This window comes from Mycobacterium hackensackense (assembly GCF_025822555.1).
Taxonomy (GTDB): domain Bacteria; phylum Actinomycetota; class Actinomycetes; order Mycobacteriales; family Mycobacteriaceae; genus Mycobacterium; species Mycobacterium fluoranthenivorans.
This window is the reverse complement of the sequence record NZ_JACKUC010000030.1, coordinates 477,466-493,149: the sequence shown is the minus strand read 5'-3', so window position 1 is coordinate 493,149 and position 15,684 is coordinate 477,466. Positions and strand designations below refer to the sequence as shown.

Sequence of the window (15,684 nt, the reverse complement as noted above, 5' to 3'; positions counted from 1 at the left end):
TCCTGGGCACCGCGTCGGCTGTGCTCTCCGAAATGCCTGTGGCTCATGCCGCCTCGAACGTGGCAGGCCGGATCGTGTTTCTCGATCCGGGGCACAACGGTGCCAACGACTCCTCGATCGTCCGGCAGGTGACGGACGGACGCGGCGCGACCAAGGAGTGCCAGACGACCGGCACCACCACCGACGCGGGCTATCCGGAACACACCTTCAACTGGGACACCGTCTTGCGGATCCGGGCGGGGCTGAGCCAACTGGGCGTGCGAACGGCACTGTCGCGGACCAATGACGATGCGCTGGGCCCGTGTGTCGATCAGCGTGCGGCCATGGCGAATTCGGTTCGTCCCGATGCGATCGTCAGTATCCACGCCGACGGCGGACCCCGGCAGGGCCGCGGGTTCCACGTGAACTATTCGGATCCGCCGCTGAACGCCGCGCAGGCCGGTCCGGCTCGGCGGCTGGCCCAGGCGATGCGCGACGAGTTGGTCGCGTGCGGTATGCAGCCGTCGACCTACCGTGGCACGGACGGGCTCTACGGGCGAGCGGATCTCGCCGGTCTCAATCTGGCTCAGTATCCTGCGATCCTGGTCGAGATGGGCAACATGAGGAACCCCGACGACGCGGCGGTTCTGACGGACGCGGGCACCCGCGCGCGTCTTGCGGACGCCGTGACACGGGGTATTGCAGGCTATCTGCAGATGCTGGCGTGAGCGTCGCCGATCAGCTCGCAGGCGGATACGGCAGATTGCTGCTGGTCTGCGGATCGACCTGGACGGGCCGGCCCACGTACGGGAAGGCCCGCTGCGGGCACGCCGACCGGTCGCAGATCCGGCAGCCCGCGCCGATCGGCACGGTGGCGTTCGGGTCGGTGAGGTCGATACCCACCGAGTAGACGAGTTTGTCGGCATGTGCCAGATCGCAGCCCAGGCCGATGGCGAAGCGTTTGGGTGTACCGAGATACCTGCTCGGGGTCGACGCCGCTGTCTTGGCGAGCCAGAAGTAACTGCGCCCGTCGGGCATCTGTGCCACCTGGGTGAGGAACTCTCCGGGTCGTGAGAATGCATGGTGCACCACCCACAGCGGACAGTTGCCACCCACCCGAGAGAAGTGGAATGCCGTGGCAGACTGGCGCTTCGAGATGTTTCCGGCGCTGTCGGTACGGACGAAGATGAACGGCACGCCACGCGCATCCGGTCGCTGAAGGGTGGACAACCGGTGGCAGATGGTCTCGAAACTGACCTCGAACCGGCGGGCCAACTGGTCGATGTCATAGCGTAATTGCTCAGCGGCACCGAGGAATTCCCGGTACGGCAGCAGGAGGGCACCGGCGAAGTAATTGGCCAGCCCGATATGTGCCACATCCCGGGCCTCGGCGCTGAGTTGGCTGTCGGTCGCCACGATCGCGGCGATGAGCTCGGAATGCAGCAGCAGGGCGAGTTGGGTGGCCAGCTGGAAGGCCCGCTGGCCGGGCAGCAGCCAGCGCGCCAGGTGGAGCGCCTTGGCATCGGGCTGGTAGCGTCGCTTGACGTTGGCGCCCAACGCATCTCCGTCGTCTATCAGCACGGTGATCCCGAACGTGTCGGCCAGCAGGGTGGTCAGCTGGCCGTCCAGCCCGCCGACCCGTAGCCGGTGGGTGCTCCGAAGCTCCTCGGCCGCGCGATCGAGTGCGTCGATGTAGTTGCGCCGGTCGTAGAAGAAGTCCCGGACCTCCTCGAACGGCATCGGCTGCTGGGCCCCGGACTGACTGTCCAGATTGGCGCGTCCGTGCACCGATTCGAGTTCGGCGGTGGCGTCGTGCAGGCGCCGATGCAGGTTGACCATGGTCTGCCCGACCTCGGGCATGCGCGCCACCAGTTCCTCGATCTGCGCCGTCGTGGCGGGTCCGTCGGAGAGGATCTCCCGCAGGTCGGTCACCAGCCGGGCGTCGGCATCGGCGGCGAAGTAGTGGGTCGGGAGATCGAAGCGGTCGGCCAGGGCGAGCAGTACCGACACGGTGATCGGCCGCTGGTCGTTCTCCAGCTGATTGACGTAACTGGTGGACAAACCGAGGGCGCGCGCCAGTGCGACCTGGGTCAGGCCCCTCTCCTCGCGCAGCCGTCTCAGCCGGGCGCCCGCGAACGTCTTCGCCACCTGGTCAAGGCTACCGCCCGAGGAGTTCGCAACATTCGCAAAACGGGTCAGGAAAGGACACAAAATTACGCACTTACAGGTACTTTCCGCGAGTCGGCGGCCTGCGTAGCGTGCGAAACATGCGTGAACATGACGTCAGGACCCGGCGCAGCGCCGACGAATTCCCCCGCACCGAGCACCTCGCCTGGAAGATCGCCGAGGTGGCGGCGGACCCCGTCGCGGTACTGCCGGAGACCGAGGAGATGGTGATCAATCGGCTCATCGACAACGCGGCGGTCTCGGCGGCATCGGTGATTCGCCGCCCCGTCACCGTGGCCCGGACCCAGGCCCTCACACACCCGCGCCGCAAGGGCGCGGCCGTGTTCGGCGTCGAGGGCCGGGTGTCGGCCGAGTGGGCGGCGTGGGCCAACGGGGTGGCGGTGCGCGAGCTCGACTTCCATGACACCTTCCTGGCCGCCGAGTACTCGCACCCGGGGGACAACATCCCGGCCCTGGTCGCGGTCGCGCAGCAACTCGGCGTCCGCGGGTCCGACCTGATCCGTGGCATCGCCACCGCTTACGAGGTTCAGGTCGATCTGGTCAAGGGAATCTGCCTGCACGAGCACAAGATCGACCATGTCGCCCATCTCGGCCCGTCGGTTGCGGCGGGCCTGGGCACCATGCTGCGGCTCGATCCAGAGACCATCTATGCGGCCGTCGGGCAGGCGCTGCACCTGACGACCGCGACCCGGCAGTCCCGCAAGGGCTCGATCTCCAGCTGGAAGGCCTTCGCACCGGCATGGGCCGGCAAGGTGGCCATCGAGGCGGTCGACCGGGCGATGCGCGGTGAGGGCGCGCCGGCGCCGATCTGGGAGGGTGAGGACGGCGTGATCGCCTGGCTGCTGGGCGGACCCGAGCACACCTACCACGTGCCGCTCCCGGAACCGGGCGAGCCCAAGCGCGCGATCCTGGACACCTACACCAAGGAACACTCCGCCGAATACCAGAGCCAGGCGCCGATCGACCTGGCGCGGCGCCTGCGCGAGCGTTTGATCGGTTCGGGGGGCGACCTGGACCAGATCGCGTCGATCGTCCTGCACACCAGCCATCACACCCACGTGGTGATCGGCACCGGCTCCGGTGATCCCCAGAAGTTCGACCCGGGCGCCACCCGCGAGACGCTGGACCACTCGGTGCCCTACATCTTCGCGGTCGCCCTGCAGGACGGCACCTGGCATCACGAGCGGTCCTACACACCGGAGCGCGCGCACCGCGCCGACACCATCGAGCTGTGGAACAAGATCTCCACCGTCGAGGATCCCGCATGGACCCGGCGCTACCACTCGAATGACCCCGCCGAGAAGGCGTTCGGCGCCCGGGCGGTGGTGACGTTGAAGAGCGGCGAGACGGTCGTCGACGAACTCGCCGTCGCCGACGCGCATCCGCTGGGCGCCCGCCCGTTCGCACGCGCGCAGTACGTCGCCAAATTCACCGAACTCGCCGACGGCGTGGTGGAATCCGCAGAGCAGCAACGCTTCCTGGATCTCATCGACGGTGTCGCCGCGATCAAACCCGGCGGGCTGGATGCGCTGAACGTGCGGGTCGACCCGCGGGTGCTGGACAAGGCACCGACGATCCCGTCCGGGATCTTCCGGTGACCGGCCTTCTGGGCGCGGTCACCTCGGCCGCCGACAAACGCATGAGGTTTCGCGACGCACTGAACTCCGGTCGTCTGCAGCGCTTCCCGGGTGCCTTCTCGCCACTGGTCGCCAAACTGGTCGCGGATATCGGCTTCGACGGCGTATATGTGTCCGGCGCGGTGCTCTCCGCCGACCTCGGCCTGCCCGATATCGGGCTGACCACGCTGGCCGAGGTGACCGGCCGGGGCGCGCAGATCGCCTCCGCGACCGACCTGCCGACCCTCATCGATGCCGACACCGGCTTCGGTGAACCGATGAATGCGGCGCGCACCGTCACCCTGCTCGAAGAGGCGGGCCTGGCCGGGTTGCACCTGGAAGATCAGGTCAACCCGAAACGCTGCGGGCATCTCGACGGCAAGACCGTGGTCGACATCGCGACGATGGTGACACGGCTGCGAGCGGCGGTGGCCGCCCGCCGCGATCCCAACTTCGTCATCTGCGCCCGCACCGACGCCGCGGGTATCGAGGGGATCCCCGCGGCGATCGACCGCGCCAAGGCCTATGCCGATGCCGGTGCCGACCTGATCTTCACCGAGGCGCTGCACACGCCGGCCGATTTCGAGCAGTTTCGCGCGGCCGTGGCAACGCCACTGCTGGCCAATATGACCGAGTTCGGGAAATCGCCGCTGCTCACGGCGAGTCAGCTGGCCGAGATCGGCTACAACGCCGTCATCTACCCGGTCACCACGCTGCGGTTGGCCATGCACGCGGTCGAGACCGGACTCCGTGAAATCGAGAGCACCGGAACGCAATCCGGGCTGCTCGATCGCATGCAACACCGCGGCCGGCTCTACGAACTGCTGCGGTACGCCGACTACAACCAATTCGATTCCGACATCTTCAACTTCAGCCTTCAGGGGGCGCAGCGATGAGTGTTGTCGAGGACAAGCCGCAGATCTTCAAGGGACTGGCCGGAGTCGTGGTCGACACCACGGCCATCTCCAAGGTGGTCCCGGAGACGAACTCGTTGACCTACCGCGGATATCCGGTCCAAGATCTGGCCACCCACTGCGGCTTCGAGCAGGTCGCCTACCTGCTGTGGCACGGGGAGCTGCCGACCGACGCGGAACTGGCCCAGTTCACCCAGCGCGAACGGGCCTCGCGGCGCATCGACCGCTCCCTGCAGTCGCTGCTGGCCAAGCTGCCCGATACCTGCCACCCGATGGACGTGGTGCGTACGGCGATCAGCTACCTGGGCGCCGAGGACCCCGAGGAAGACGATGCCTCCGAATCGGCGAATTACGAGAAATCCCTTCGGATGTTCGCGGCGCTGCCCACGATCGTCGCCGCAGATATGCGCCGCCGGCGCGGCCTGGATCCGATCGCACCGCACAGCCACCTCGGTTACTCGGAGAACTTTCTGCGGATGGCGCTGGGGGAAGTGCCCGACAAGGTGATCGTGGCGGCTTTCGAGCAGTCCATGGTGCTCTACGCCGAGCACAGCTTCAACGCGTCGACGTTCGCTGCCCGCGTCGTCACCTCGACGCAGTCCGATATCTACAGCGCGGTGACCGCGGCCATCGGTGCCCTCAAGGGCTCCTTGCACGGCGGCGCGAATGAGGCCGTCATGCACGACATGCTGGAGATCGGCTCAGCCGAGCGGGCGTCGGACTGGTTGCACGGCAAACTGTCCCGCAAAGAGAAGGTGATGGGGTTCGGGCACCGGGTCTACCGCAACGGTGACTCGCGGGTGCCGACCATGAAGGCCGCGTTCGAACGCGTCGCGATGGCGCGAGACGGGCGTCGCTGGCTGGATATCTACCACCGGCTGGAACAGGACATGTTCGCGGCCACCGCGATCAAACCGAATCTGGATTTCCCTACCGGCCCGGCGTATTACCTGATGGGTTTCGATATCGCCAGCTTCACCCCGATCTTCGTGATGAGCCGGATCACCGGGTGGACCGCGCACATCATGGAGCAGGCCGCGTCCAATGCCCTCATCCGCCCGCTCAGTGAGTACAGCGGACATCCGCAGCGCGCACTCACGTGAGCATCGGCGCTCTGGTCGCGAACCCGGCACCGCGAAGGCGGATATCGGAGTCTCAGTGGGCCGATGGGCGTGATCGGTCGGGAACCGGTGATTGGCGGAACCGGGCTCGGTGTCGGGACAGCGACCCCGACCTGTTCTTTCACCCCGACGGCGAACGTTCGCAAGCCAGGCGCCGACGACTGGCACTGGCTCGGGAGATCTGTACGACGTGTCCGGTGAAGTGGGAGTGCGCGGGATTCGCGCTCGACAACGGCGAGGATTTCGGAATCTGGGGTGGTATGTCAGAGACCGATCGCGCCAGGCTGTTCCTGATTCAGGACGAATGTCGCCCCACCTGAACGGAGCTCATCGCCGTACCGAGATCGTGCCCCGGAATCCGCGTCGGATTCCGGGGCACGATGCTGTTCACTGCTCGGCGCGTACCAGCTCGGCGGCCTGCACCAGATTCTGCAGGGCCGCGGTCACCTCGTCGGTGCTGCGCGTCTTCAGGCCGCAGTCGGGGTTCACCCAGAGCCGGCCGGCGGGGATGGCTCGCACCGCGGCACGCAGAGATTCGGCGATCTCCTCGGTGCCGGGCACCCGCGGGGAGTGGATGTCGTAGACACCCGGGCCCACGCTGGTGGAGAACCCGATCGCATTGAGGTCGTCCAGTACCTCCATATGTGAACGCGCCGCCTCGATCGAGGTCACATCGGCGTCCAGATCCGCGATAGCGCCGATGATCTCACCGAACTCCGAGTAACACAGGTGCGTGTGGATCTGGGTGCTGTCGCCGACTCCGGAGGTGGAGAGCCGGAAGGCCCCGACTGCCCACCGGAGGTAGGCCTCTTTCTGATGGGACCGCAACGGCAGCAACTCGCGCAGGGCGGGCTCGTCGACCTGGATGATCGTGATGCCGGCCGACTCCAGGTCGACGGTCTCGTCACGGATCGCCAGCGCGATCTGGTTCGCGCTGTCCGCCAACGGTTGATCATCACGCACGAACGACCACGCCAGGATCGTGACCGGACCGGTCAGCATGCCCTTGACCGGCTTGGTGGTGAGCGATTGTGCGTAGGTGGCCCAGTCGACGGTCATCGGTTTCGGTCGGACCACGTCGCCGTACAGGATCGGCGGACGGACGCATCGGGTGCCGTAGGACTGCACCCAACCGTTCTGGGTGGCGAAGAAGCCGTCCAGCTGTTCGGCGAAGTACTGCACCATATCGTTGCGCTCGGGTTCGCCGTGCACCAGCACATCCAGCCCGATCGCTTCCTGCAGTCGGATCACCTCCGCGATCTCGGCCTTCATCCGCCGCTCGTACTCGGCCGGGGTGATCTCGCCGGATTTCATGGCGGCGCGCGCCTTTCGGATCTCGACGGTCTGTGGGTACGAGCCGATGGTGGTGGTGGCCAGTGCCGGAAGGTGCAGACGGGCATCTTGGCGGGCCCGCCGCCGGTCCGCGGGCCCGCGGGCGATCCCTGAGGCCAGCACGGTCTGCAGTCGAGCCCGGACCGCACTGTTGTGCAGACGCGGATCGGACTTGCGGGATGCCACCGCTGCCGCAGAAGCGGCGATCGCGTCGGCCACCGACTCCCGCCCGTCACGCAGCGCCGTGGCCAGCGTCGCCACCTCGGCGACTTTCTCGGCGCCGAAGGCGAGCCAACTGCGCAGCGCCGCATCGAGTTCCGTCTCCTGATCCAGGGAGTACGGGACGTGCAAGGTGGAGCATGACGTCGAAACAGCCACCGCCCCGGCCGATCCCGACAATCGCGCCAGCGTGCCCAGCGCCGACTCCAGGTCGGTCGCCCAGATGTTGCGGCCGTCCACGACTCCGGCCACCAGGAGCTTGTCGGCGAGCTCGGGGATGGCTGCCGGCGCCCGGTCGCCGCCGGCGACCAGGTCGACCCCGATCGCCTCGACCGGGGTCCTCGCCAGCGCCGGCAGCGCACCGTCGAGCGCGCCGAAGTAGGTGGCGACGAAAAGTGCTGGACGGCTGCTGGTTTCGCCGAGGTACTGGTAGACGCGTTCGGCCAGAGCGGCGGGATCGTCGAGGGTGTCGGTGACCAGCACCGGCTCATCGAGCTGAACCCACCGGGCACCTGCGCCGGCCAGCTGTTCGAGCAGGTCGCGGTAGAGCGGCAGCAGTTCGTCGAGGCGCTCGATGGGAGCCGGGCCCCCGTCGACGGCTTTGGACAGGGCCAGGAATGTCAGGGGCCCGATGACCACCGGACGGGCGGGGATGCCCTGCGCCTGAGCCTCGGCCAGTTCACTGAGGACCTTGCCCGGGTTGAGGTGAAATGTCGTCGCGGGCCCGATCTCGGGAACGAGGTAGTGGTAGTTGGTATCGAACCACTTCGTCATCTCCAGCGGCAGGATGTCGGCGGTGCCACGGGCCGCGGCGAAGTAGCGATCCAGATCGTCCGGCACGGCGTCGACCCGTGGTGGCAGGGCACCCAGCAGGACGGTGGTGTCGAGCACCTGGTCGTAGTAGGAGAACGTGTTGACCGGGACCGAGTCCAGGCCGGCGCCGGCGAGCGTTGCGCGGGTGGCCGAGCGCAGACCTGCCGCCACGGATTCGAGCTGGGCACGGTCGATCCGTCCCGCCCAGTAGCTCTCGGTGGCCCGTTTGAGTTCGCGATGGGCACCGATGCGCGGTGAGCCGAGCACGGTGGCGCGGAAGGTCGGGGATGCTGAGGGTGTCGGGGATGCAGAGGGTGCAGTCACGGCGATGTTGTCCTTCGAACAGGGGGAAGCCCACCGCCCTAGAACGTGCAGCCGAAAGGGCCACCGCATCACGGATACGGCGACCATGCCGGCCATACGCCCAGTCCACGAGGCGATGCGCCGCCGGACGCGGCGCGCCCGGCACAGCTGGCAGGTCTTCGGACTCACAGGCGCACACCCGTAACCGGGTGTTCCTACCGGCCGTCGCTTCCCAGTGCTCGTTGTGCTGCACACCAGTGCTCATGACGGCGTTCGTTCCTGCTCACCGCTGCGGGACAGTCCCGGATTCTCACCGGGTTCCCTCTCGCAGCACCACCGTCACCGGCGATGCTGCTCGATACCGTCGACACATCTGCGTGCCGACGGAAAAACCAGCTGCGAGGGGTACTCTACCGCGCCGCGCAATCGGTGGTTCCGGGCCGTGAAGCAACTCCGGCCTGGCGGTTTGCCGCCCGACTGCACTGCGCGCACACGGTCTGCCCGGTGAATCCGCGTCATGGCGTCGACCTGACAAATGATCGCGATTGTCACTGTCATGCTGGGCTTTTCGCGGCACCGCGAAAACCGATTCTGAAATCTCGAGTTGCCGACTGCGAGTTTTCCTCAAAGATGGTCCACAGCCCGTTGGGGTGGCGTACAGTTTATGGACATCGGATGGGTATCCGAGGCAAGCAAGGGGGAGCGGATGAGCAGGCTGCGCAAAGCGCGGACTTTCGGGACAATGGCGCTCGTGGTCGCGCTGACCGCGTCAGCGGTCGCGGCGTGCGGTGGCGACTCTTCGGAGAACGCCGGAGGCGGCGGCGGCGAGATCAACATCTCGCTGACGTCGTTCCCCGACTACGTGGATCCGCAACTGTCCTACACCGTCGAGGGGTGGGAAGTGCTCTACAACGTCTACACGCCGCTGCTGACCTACAAGCACGCGAAGGGCACCGAGGGCACCACGGTCGTTCCCGGGCTGGCCAAGGCGATGCCGGAGGTCTCGGCGGACGGTAAGACCTATAAATTGACGTTGCGGCCCAATATGAAGTACTCCGACGGTACCCCCATCAAGGCCTCGGACTTCGCCTACGCCATCCAGCGTCTGTTCAAGGCGGACTCGGGCGGGTCGGTGTTCTACAAGCCGATCGTCGGCACCGAGGAGTACGCGGCGGGTAAGGCCGACAAGATCAGCGGTATCACCACCGATGACGCCACCGGAGATATCACCATCACGCTGACCGAGGCCAACGGCACCTTCGACAACGTCCTGGCGCTGGCGTTCGCCGCCCCGGTGCCGCCGAGTGCACCGTTGACCGAGGACGCCACCAACAACCCGCCGCCGTCCAGCGGGCCGTTCCGGATCACCAAAGTCGAAGCGCCGCAGACGCTCACCCTGGAGCGCAACCCGAACTTCAAGACGGTCAAGGACGCCGGAGCCACCGAGGTGGCCGACGCGAAGGTCGACAAGATCACCGTCACCCAGAACAAGAGCAACTCGGCCCAGGTCACCGGTGTCGAGCAGAACACCATCGACTTCATGGTCGATCCGCCCGACGCCGACCGCCTCGCCGAGGTGAAGGCAAAGTTCGGCAACCGATTCCGGTTGGAGGATTCGATCAACACCTACTACTTCTGGATGAACAACAAGACAGCCCCGTTCAACGACATCCGGGTTCGCCAGGCCATCAACTATGCGATCGACCCGGAGGCGCTCAATCGGGTGTTCGGCGGCCGCTTGCATCCGACCCAGCAGATCCTGCCGCCGGGGATGCCGGGCTACGAAGAGTACAAGCTCTACCCTGGACCCGACCTGAACAAGGCGAAAGCCCTTATCGCCGAGGCGAATCCGGCCGACAAGGACATCACGGTGTGGACCGACGACGAACCGGACCGCAAGCGGATCGGCGAGTACTACCACGACGTGCTCACCCAGTTGGGCTTCAACGCCACGCTCAAGGTGATCGCCGGAGACGTCTACTGGGCCACCATCGGCAACCAGTCCACCCCCGATGTCGACACCGGGTTCGCCGACTGGTTCCAGGACTTCCCGCATCCGGACGACTTCTTCCGTCCGCTGCTCAACGGTGCGAGCATCCTGCCGACCAACAGCAACAACTACTCCCGGGTGAGCATCCCCGAACTGGATGCGAAGGCCGATGAGCTGCGCACCCACCAGATGTCCGACGATGTCAAGAAGCAGTATGCCGAGCTGGACCGCAAGTACATGGAACAGGCGGTGTGGGCGCCCTACGGAAACGAGGAGTTCGCCACCTTCGTCTCGGAGCGCATCGACTTCGACAAGACGATTCCGCATCTCCTGTTCAACCAGGACTGGTCCGCGCTGGCGCTCAAGTAGATGGGCGCCCCCGTCGGGGACGTCGTAGCGCCGGGTGAGCCTGTTCTACCCGTCGGCGTCCCGCCGGAACAGATCCGAGGCCGCAGCCCCTGGTATCTGGCGTGGATCCGGTTGCGCCGCAACCGGGCGGCGCTCGCATTCGGTGTGCTGTTCCTGCTGATCGTGCTGACGTGTCTGGCGGCACCGCTGTGGTCCGAGCATGTCGCCCATACCGGTCCCAACGAGAACCACATCACCGACAAGACCCTGGTCGACGGTCACCAGACCGACGTGGTGTCTGCCGACGGCACGCCGATCGGTCCGGGACTGCGCGGGCGCTACCTGCTCGGCGCCGATCAGAACGGCCGCGATGTCATGGTCCGGCTGCTCTACGGCGGGCGCACCTCGATCTTCATCGGTGTGGCCGCGGCCGTGGTGACCACGGTGCTCGCCGTGGTGGTGGGACTGCTGTGCGGTTTCTACCGCGGCTGGATCGACGCGGTGCTCTCCCGGGTGATGGATGTGGTGTGGGCCTTCCCGGTGTTGCTGCTGGGTATCGCCCTGGGCACGGCACTTGCGCTGGGGGGCTTGAAGATCGGCTCCCTGACCATCGCCGGGGACTCACTGTGGATCCCGATCCTGATCATCGGCCTGGTGTACGTGCCCTATATGGCGCGACCCATCCGTGGCGAGGTGCTCGCGCTGCGGGAGAAGGAGTTCGTCGAAGCCGCGGTCTCCCAGGGCATGGGGCCGTGGCGGATCATGTTCTCCGAACTGCTGCCCAATACGGTGTCCACCGTCATCGTGTTCTTCACGCTGAACATCGCGAACAACATGCTGCTGGAATCCGCGCTGTCCTTCCTGGGTGCCGGCGTGCGGGCGCCGAACGCCTCCTGGGGCACGATGATCGCCGATGGCTATCAGACCATCTACACCGCACCGCACCTGACGATCGTTCCGGGCGCGATGATCGTGCTGACCGTGCTGTCGCTGAACGTGTTCGGTGACGGCCTGCGCGATGCGCTGGATCCGCGGGCCAAGATCCGGATGGAGCACTGAGACATGCTCCGATTCGCCGCGCGCCGTGTGCTGGGCATGATCGCCGTGTTGTTCGCGATCACCGTCCTGATCTTCGTCATCTTCAACGTGATTCCCAACTCCGACCCGGCGGTGCGCATCGCCGGCAAGAACGCCGACCCGGCGCTCATCGCGCGGGTGAGTGCCGACCTCGGTCTGGATCAACCACTTCCGGTGCAGTACCTGACCATGATGAGGCAGATCTTCACCGGCGAACTCACCTCGTATGCCAGCTCGCAGAATGTCGTCGAGCAGATCTGGAAGGGCCTGCCCGCCACGTTCTCGCTGTGCATCGGTGCGGCGGTGCTGTGGATGACCCTGGCGATCGTCTTCGGATATCTGTCGGCGGTGCACTCGGGGAAGTTCACCGACCGGCTGCTGTCCATCCTGGCATTGACCGGGATCTCCATGCCGGTGTTCTGGCTCGCCGCAATCCTGTTGTACTACTTGAGTTTCAAGGCCCAGTTGTTCCCGACGAGCAGTTATGTCCCACTGACCAAGAACCCGGCACAATGGGCCTACCACCTGGTGCTGCCGTGGATCACCCTGGCGGTGCTCTACGTGGGCTTCTACAGCCGGGTGCTGCGCGCCAACATGCTCGACGTGATGAACGAGGATTACGTCCGCACCGCGCGGGCCAAGGGAATCGGTGAGAGGCAGGTGCGGTTGCGGCATGTGTTGCGTAACTCGATGATTCCGATCGTGACGATGTTCGGGCTCGACTTCGGGGTGGTCGTCGGTGGCGGCGCGATCCTCACCGAAACGGTGTTCAACCTCAACGGGGTCGGGTTGTACGCCGGGCAGGCGATCGGCAGTCTGGACCTGCCGCCGCTGATGGGAGTCACCATGTTCGGTGCGTTCTTCATCGTGTTGTTCAACACCATCGTCGACATCCTGTACGCCTTCCTCGACCCACGGATCCGGCTCGGAGAGGCGGCACCGGCATGATGCTGCAAGTCGACGGGCTGACCGTCAGTTTCGCCACCGACGGCGGGGAGGTGCGGGCCGTCGACGGTGTGTCGTTCGGGCTCGATGCGGGCGAGATCTTGGCCATCGTCGGCGAATCGGGCTCGGGCAAGAGCGTGACCGCACAGACTCTGCTCGGCTTGACCCGAGCACCGAACGCCACCATCGGCGGCGCGGTGCACTTCGACGGCACCGATCTGAACGAGCTGGACGACAATGGCTGGCGGGCGGTGCGCGGCGAGCGGATCGCGATGATCTTCCAAGACCCGATGACCTCGCTGAATCCGGTCTATCGCGTCGGCGACCAGCTGATCGAGATGATCCGGGCGCACCGTGACGTGTCCAAGGCCGAGGCGCGGGACCGTGCCGTGGAGCTGTTGCGCTCGGTGGGCATCCCGAATCCCGAACGGCGCGTGCGGGATTACCCACACGAGTTCTCCGGCGGCATGCGGCAGCGGGTGATGATCGCGATGGCGCTGTCGCTTGATCCCGACGTGCTGATCGCCGACGAACCGACCACCGCCCTCGACGTGACGGTGCAGGCGCAGATCCTGCGGCTGTTGGCGCGGCTGAACTCCGAACGTGGCCTGGCCGTTGTGTTGATCACCCACGATCTGGGTGTGGTCGCCGAGGTCGCCGACCGGGTGGCGGTGATGTATGCCGGTCAGATCGTCGAAGAGGCGAGCCTGGACGAGCTGTTCTACGACCCGCAGCATCCCTACACCTGGGGCCTGTTGGGTTCACTGCCCCGACTCGACCAGCCCAACCCGGAGCGGCTGGCCCAGATCGCCGGAGCGCCACCGTCGTTGACCGACCTGCCGCCCGGCTGCCGATTCGCCCCCCGCTGTCCGCACGTCTTCGACAGATGCGCCGAACCGCCACCGCTGCACCGGGATCGATGCTGGCTTGATGACGAGCAGAAGCGCACCCTGCGAGTGGTGGACGGCCGAATCGGGCTGCGCAAGCCGGTGACCACATGAGCCCCCTCCTGGAGGTCACCGACCTGGTGAAGCACTTCCCGATCAAATCCGGTGTCGTCATCGACCGGGAGACCGGCCGGGTCCGTGCGGTCGACGGCGTCAGCCTGACCCTGGACGAGGGGGAGACCCTCGGGCTGGTGGGCGAATCCGGTTGTGGAAAGTCGACGCTGTGCCGGCTGATCATGCAGCTGAGCACACCGACATCGGGATCGGTGCGTTTCGCCGGCGAGGAACTGGTGGGCAAGAGCCCCCGTGAACTGCGCGCCGTACGCCGCCAGATGCAGATGATCTTCCAGGACCCCTACGCCTCGCTGAATCCGCGTAAGCGGGTCGGTCAGATCATCGGTGCGCCGATGGAGTTGCACGGCCTGGCCAGCGGGCGGGACGTCACGACGAAGGTCCGTGATCTGCTGGACCGGGTCGGATTGCGGCCCGAACACGCCGACCGCTTCCCGCACGAGTTCTCCGGTGGCCAGCGGCAGCGCATCGGGATCGCCAGGGCGCTGGCGCTGCGGCCGAAGCTGATCATCGCCGACGAACCCGTCTCGGCGCTGGACGTGTCGGTCCAGGCGCAGATCGTCAACCTGCTCAAAGACCTGCAGGACGAGTTCGGGCTGTCCTATCTGTTCGTCGCGCACGATCTCGGTGTCGTTCGGCACGTGTCGAACCGGGTCGCGGTCATGTACCTGGGCAAGGTCGTGGAGAGTGCCTGGGCCTCGAACCTGTACGACCACCCGATGCACCCGTACTCCACCGCCCTGCTCTCGGCGGTGCCTGTCCCGGACCCACGGCGCAATGCCGCCCGGGAACGGCTGGTGCTCGAGGGCGATGTCCCCAGTCCCATCAACCCACCCGGGGGGTGTCGATTCCACACCCGTTGCCCGTGGTCGACGGGGGTCTGTGAGAGCGACGAGCCCGCGCTGGTCGACCACACCGCGTCGGCCGAATCCGGGCATGTCGCGGCCTGTCACCACCCGCGACATCTCGACTGAGGACTCCTGCCGGCAGCTTCTGCCCGCGTCACCGCATTCCCGCTGAATTTGAGCGCCGGCGACACGCCCGGTTATGATCACGAAACTGTAACAACCAGTGCACGGTCAGATATCGGAAGTTGCTGCGTATGCCCCGTCTCGGTCGTAATGTGCAGTCGGTGAGCCGACACGCATTAGTCCGCAGGCGTGCCCCCAGGCCGTCTTCGCTGGCTGTGGCCGCGCTCGTACCAGCGGCGATGCTGGCCGCGGCGGCAGGCGATGTGCAGCCACTGGCCGCCGGCCGCGCGGCCGAACCCGTGGTCGAGCACGTCGTCACGGTCGCCGATGACGTGCCCTACGGCCTGGAGATCGTTGCCGCGCCCGCAGCCTTCTCCTCGGCGCCCACCGCGGTGCAACCCCAGGTCAGCTTCGCCGCAGCCCAGACCGGCACCGCGTCGCGCTGGCGGCTGGACACCCGGCCGCTGCTACTGCCCGTCGGTCTGGCACCCGAGCGGGGCCTGCAGGTCCGCACCATCCTGGTGTCCCGGACCATCAGCGCGACGTTTCCGGAGATCCACAGCATCGGCGGCGTGCGTCCGGACGCGCTGCGCTGGCATCCGGACGGTCTTGCCCTCGATGTCATGATCCCGAACCCCAGTTCGGCCACCGGGATCGCGCTGGGCAACGAGATCGTCTCCTTCGTCCTGAAGAACGCGGTCCGGTTCGGCATCCAGGACGCCATCTGGCGCGGCGTCTACTACACGCCGGGCGGCGCGCAGAGCGGCGGCTACGGACATTACGACCACGTCCACATCACCACCACCGGTGGCGGCTACCCCACCGGCAGCGAGGTCTATCCCCGCTGAAT

General features: G+C 66.5%; 13 protein-coding genes and 1 riboswitch. Of the genes, 11 read left to right on the top strand and 2 right to left on the bottom strand.

Features of this window, described 5'->3' with window-relative positions; all coding sequences use genetic code 11:
* Positions 1–32: 32 nt before the first annotated feature.
* Positions 33–707 carry an Rv3717 family N-acetylmuramoyl-L-alanine amidase gene (locus H7J86_RS11815; RefSeq protein WP_187099204.1) on the top strand — a complete coding sequence of 225 codons (675 nt, stop codon included), beginning with the start codon at positions 33–35 and terminating at the stop codon, positions 705–707.
* Between the two features lie 10 nt (positions 708–717).
* On the opposite strand, the gene H7J86_RS11810 is transcribed toward H7J86_RS11815, so the two are convergent.
* Positions 718–2,127, bottom strand: a complete 1,410-nt coding sequence (locus tag H7J86_RS11810; protein ID WP_267291127.1) for a short-chain fatty acyl-CoA regulator family protein — start codon at positions 2,125–2,127, stop codon at positions 718–720.
* A 119-nt stretch (positions 2,128–2,246) separates the two neighbouring features.
* Between H7J86_RS11810 and prpD the strand changes: the two genes are divergently transcribed.
* From prpD to H7J86_RS11790, 4 genes are read left to right on the top strand one after another with little or no spacing between them, the layout of a single operon-like run.
* Entirely contained in the window at positions 2,247–3,764 is a 1,518-nt protein-coding gene (gene prpD, locus H7J86_RS11805; protein WP_267291125.1) for a 2-methylcitrate dehydratase PrpD, read from the top strand.
* Positions 3,765–3,805: 41 nt separating this feature from the next.
* A complete protein-coding gene (gene prpB / locus H7J86_RS11800) occupies positions 3,806–4,678 on the top strand; it encodes a methylisocitrate lyase (protein WP_276065335.1) in 873 nt (290 codons plus the stop codon).
* The gene (locus tag H7J86_RS11795; protein ID WP_187098038.1) at positions 4,675–5,799 is read left to right on the top strand and encodes a bifunctional 2-methylcitrate synthase/citrate synthase; all 1,125 of its coding nucleotides are present in this window, start codon (positions 4,675–4,677) and stop codon (positions 5,797–5,799) included. The genes prpB and H7J86_RS11795 overlap by 4 nt, the downstream gene beginning before the upstream one ends.
* Positions 5,796–6,137: a WhiB family transcriptional regulator gene (locus H7J86_RS11790; protein WP_308204839.1), complete on the top strand. Its 342-nt coding sequence runs from the start codon at positions 5,796–5,798 to the stop codon at positions 6,135–6,137. The genes H7J86_RS11795 and H7J86_RS11790 overlap by 4 nt, the downstream gene beginning before the upstream one ends.
* Before the next feature lie 67 nt (positions 6,138–6,204).
* Here H7J86_RS11790 and metE read toward each other — a convergent pair whose 3' ends face one another.
* Positions 6,205–8,505: a 5-methyltetrahydropteroyltriglutamate--homocysteine S-methyltransferase gene (metE, locus tag H7J86_RS11785; RefSeq protein WP_372517259.1), complete on the bottom strand. Its 2,301-nt coding sequence runs from the start codon at positions 8,503–8,505 to the stop codon at positions 6,205–6,207.
* Between the two features lie 132 nt (positions 8,506–8,637).
* Positions 8,638–8,846: riboswitch (cobalamin riboswitch) on the bottom strand.
* Between the two features lie 380 nt (positions 8,847–9,226).
* Here metE and H7J86_RS11780 point away from each other — a divergent pair.
* The 6 genes from H7J86_RS11780 (at position 9,227) to H7J86_RS11755 (ending at position 15,682) form a co-directional block, all read left to right on the top strand.
* Positions 9,227–10,843 (top strand): ABC transporter substrate-binding protein, encoded by a 1,617-nt coding sequence (locus tag H7J86_RS11780; RefSeq protein ID WP_267292877.1) that lies wholly within the window; start codon positions 9,227–9,229, stop codon positions 10,841–10,843.
* Entirely contained in the window at positions 10,844–11,881 is a 1,038-nt protein-coding gene (locus H7J86_RS11775; protein WP_090358530.1) for an ABC transporter permease, read from the top strand.
* A 3-nt stretch (positions 11,882–11,884) separates the two neighbouring features.
* Entirely contained in the window at positions 11,885–12,847 is a 963-nt protein-coding gene (locus tag H7J86_RS11770) for an ABC transporter permease (protein WP_090358532.1), read from the top strand.
* Positions 12,844–13,845: an ABC transporter ATP-binding protein gene (locus tag H7J86_RS11765; protein ID WP_267291119.1), complete on the top strand. Its 1,002-nt coding sequence runs from the start codon at positions 12,844–12,846 to the stop codon at positions 13,843–13,845. Before H7J86_RS11770 ends, H7J86_RS11765 begins: the two co-directional genes overlap by 4 nt.
* Positions 13,842–14,837 carry an ABC transporter ATP-binding protein gene (locus tag H7J86_RS11760; protein WP_267291117.1) on the top strand — a complete coding sequence of 332 codons (996 nt, stop codon included), beginning with the start codon at positions 13,842–13,844 and terminating at the stop codon, positions 14,835–14,837. The genes H7J86_RS11765 and H7J86_RS11760 overlap by 4 nt, the downstream gene beginning before the upstream one ends.
* Before the next feature lie 158 nt (positions 14,838–14,995).
* Positions 14,996–15,682 carry a VldE C-terminal domain-containing protein gene (locus H7J86_RS11755; RefSeq protein WP_090358993.1) on the top strand — a complete coding sequence of 229 codons (687 nt, stop codon included), beginning with the start codon at positions 14,996–14,998 and terminating at the stop codon, positions 15,680–15,682.
* Positions 15,683–15,684 lie beyond the last annotated feature (2 nt).

What these genes read in the sequence shown, in the direction of transcription:
- H7J86_RS11815 (WP_187099204.1), top strand. Translation starts at nt 33, where the DNA reads ATGCCTGTGGCTCATGCCGCCTCGAACGTGGCAGGCCGGATCGTGTTT.
- prpD (WP_267291125.1), top strand. Translation starts at nt 2,247, where the DNA reads ATGCGTGAACATGACGTCAGGACCCGGCGCAGCGCCGACGAATTCCCC.
- prpB (WP_276065335.1), top strand. Translation starts at nt 3,806, where the DNA reads ATGAGGTTTCGCGACGCACTGAACTCCGGTCGTCTGCAGCGCTTCCCG.
- H7J86_RS11795 (WP_187098038.1), top strand. Translation starts at nt 4,675, where the DNA reads ATGAGTGTTGTCGAGGACAAGCCGCAGATCTTCAAGGGACTGGCCGGA.
- H7J86_RS11780 (WP_267292877.1), top strand. Translation starts at nt 9,227, where the DNA reads ATGGCGCTCGTGGTCGCGCTGACCGCGTCAGCGGTCGCGGCGTGCGGT.
- H7J86_RS11775 (WP_090358530.1), top strand. Translation starts at nt 10,844, where the DNA reads ATGGGCGCCCCCGTCGGGGACGTCGTAGCGCCGGGTGAGCCTGTTCTA.
- H7J86_RS11770 (WP_090358532.1), top strand. Translation starts at nt 11,885, where the DNA reads ATGCTCCGATTCGCCGCGCGCCGTGTGCTGGGCATGATCGCCGTGTTG.
- H7J86_RS11765 (WP_267291119.1), top strand. Translation starts at nt 12,844, where the DNA reads ATGATGCTGCAAGTCGACGGGCTGACCGTCAGTTTCGCCACCGACGGC.
- H7J86_RS11760 (WP_267291117.1), top strand. Translation starts at nt 13,842, where the DNA reads ATGAGCCCCCTCCTGGAGGTCACCGACCTGGTGAAGCACTTCCCGATC.